Raw genomic sequence first — 2,167 nt, forward strand, 5'->3', positions numbered from 1 at the left:
TCCCGGGCTGGGTCGACTCGCACACGCACCTGATCTTCGCGGGGGACCGCACTGCCGAGTTCGAGGCCCGGATGGCGGGGGAGAGTTACAGTGCCGGCGGGATCGCCGTCACCACCGGCGCCACCCGGAGCACGAGCGACTTCGACCTGACCCGGCTGGCGATGGGCCGCGTCGCGGAGGCCGTGTCGCAGGGCACCACCTACCTGGAGACCAAAACCGGCTACGGCCTGGACCTCGAGAACGAGGCCCGCATCGCCCGCATCGCCTCCACCGTGGCGGACGAGGTGACCTACCTGGGGGCGCACCTTGTGCCCGCCGGGATGGACGCGGAGGAATACACGGAGCTGGTCTGCGGGCCGATGCTCACCGCAGTCCGGCCCTACGTCCGCTGGGCCGACGTCTTTTGCGAGCAGGGCGCGTTCAACGAGGACCAGTCCCGCCGGGTGCTCCTGGCCTGCAAGGCCGCCGGGCTGGGGCTGCGCGTCCACGGCAACCAGCTCGGCGAGGGCCCCGGCGTCCGGCTGGCCGTGGAAGTCGGCGCCGCGAGCGTGGACCACGTGAACTACCTTTCGGCCGCGGATGTCGATGCCCTTGCCGGCAGCTGGTCCGGCTGGGACGCCGCCGGCGGCAGCGGCACGCCCGGATCCGGGCAGCGCGGCACGGTCGCCACGTGCCTGCCGGCCTGCGATCTCTCCACCCGGCAGCCGCTGGCCCCCGGCCGTGAACTGCTCGACGCCGGTGTGCAGCTGGCGCTGGCCTCCAACTGCAACCCCGGCACGTCCTACACCAGCTCCATGGCGTTCTGCGTCACCACCGCCGTGCTGCAGATGCGGCTCAGCGTCCACGAGGCGGTGCGCGCCGCGACCTACGGCGGCGCGCTGGCCCTGGGCCGGGAGTCCGGGAACGACGCCGACGGCGAACGCGCGGTGGGCTCGATCGCCGTCGGACACCGCGCGGACCTGCACCTGCTCAACGCGCCTTCCGCCACGCATCTGGCCTACCGGCCAGGCATCCCCCTGACGCACGCGGTGTGGCGCGCCGGTGTGGCGCAGCCGGTCCGTTAGCGGGCGGGTCCGCTGACCTGGCTGGCTCCGGCTCCGGACGGGCCGCCCTAGAACATCATGGGCGGTGCGTCGAGGACGGTCTCGTCCACGCGCCTCTTCTCCCACTGCGTGAAGGGCTTGTCGAGCTCGTACTTGCCGTGCGAGGTGCGCAGCAGGGTGCGGACCTCGGCGTTCTCGGGGTTATTCAGGGACTCGAAATATTCCACCGACCAGTGGAACCAGCGCATGCAGAACAGCCGCATGGTCAATCCGTGCGTCACAAACAGCGCGTTCGGGGCATAGCCGGGCCGGGACCAGTGCCGGTGCAGGGTTTCCATGAAGGAAGAAATCCTGTCATACACATCGGAACCGGACTCGCCCTCGCGGAAGCGGTAGAAGAAGTGCCCGTAGGCGTTGCGGAGCTCCTTCTGGTCCTCGATGTCGCCGGCGATCTGAAAGTTGGCCCAGTCCTGTTCGCGCAGGCGCGGTTCCTCGATCACCCGCTCCACGAGCGGGCCGAGATTCAGCGCCTCGAGGGTCTGGTAGGCGCGCAGGTAAGGGGAGACGTAGACGCACACCGGGCGGCCGTCCAGCTGGCGCCGGACCTCCTCCCCGGCCGCGGTGGCCTGCTCCAGGCCCAGCGCGGTCAACGGGATCCGGTAGTCCGGAACACGGTTGTAGATCGAGGTGTCGGCATTGGCGGCAGACTGGCCGTGCCGGATCATGATGATTTTCCGGGGCGCACTCATAATCCCCAAGCATAGGGCTCCTAAAAAGCCGGGGGTGCCGGCGCGGCCGGCACCATGCGGGCACCAGCAAACTATCGGCAAGTGCAGGCAAGATAGAACCATGTTGGTTCCCTCCCGCCGTCGGCTGCGGTTCGAAGTGTTGATTGTCCTGGGGTTGTCACTCGGGCAGTCCGCGATCTACTCCCTGGTGCAGTTGCTGGACAAGATGACCACGGCGCCGCTGGCCCAGGGGACATCCACCCTGAACCGCTCACAGAGCGCACGCGAATACTTCGACCTCACCTACCAGTTGCTGGACATCATCTTCGCCCTGGTCCCGGTGGCCCTCGTGATATATTTCCTCACCGAACACGTGCCGGCCGGTGAGCGCGGAAC

Annotated in this window: 2 protein-coding genes and 1 pseudogene; 2 read left to right on the forward strand and 1 reads right to left on the reverse strand. The window is 68.7% G+C overall.

The genetic code is table 11. The features are described 5' to 3' along the window. Positions 1-1,064, forward strand: a 1,064-nt coding sequence (locus tag LQV45_RS27350; RefSeq protein ID WP_230009947.1) for an amidohydrolase family protein, incomplete at its 5' end; no start/stop codon positions are given. Between the two features lie 47 nt (positions 1,065-1,111). Here LQV45_RS27350 and LQV45_RS27355 read toward each other — a convergent pair. Further along, positions 1,112-1,792 (reverse strand): histidine phosphatase family protein, encoded by a 681-nt coding sequence (locus LQV45_RS27355; protein WP_028278302.1) that lies wholly within the window; start codon positions 1,790-1,792, stop codon positions 1,112-1,114. 100 nt (positions 1,793-1,892) lie between these two features. Between LQV45_RS27355 and LQV45_RS27360 the strand changes: the two are divergent. Further along, positions 1,893-2,167 (forward strand): annotated as a pseudogene (locus tag LQV45_RS27360) (CPBP family intramembrane glutamate endopeptidase); the annotation flags it as partial.

It is taken from the genome of Microbacterium sp. Bi128 (assembly GCF_918698205.1).

Excerpts from the sequence above, each read along its gene's own strand:
- LQV45_RS27355 (WP_028278302.1), bottom strand. The coding sequence starts at position 1,792 with ATGAGTGCGCCCCGGAAAATCATCATGATCCGGCACGGCCAGTCTGCC.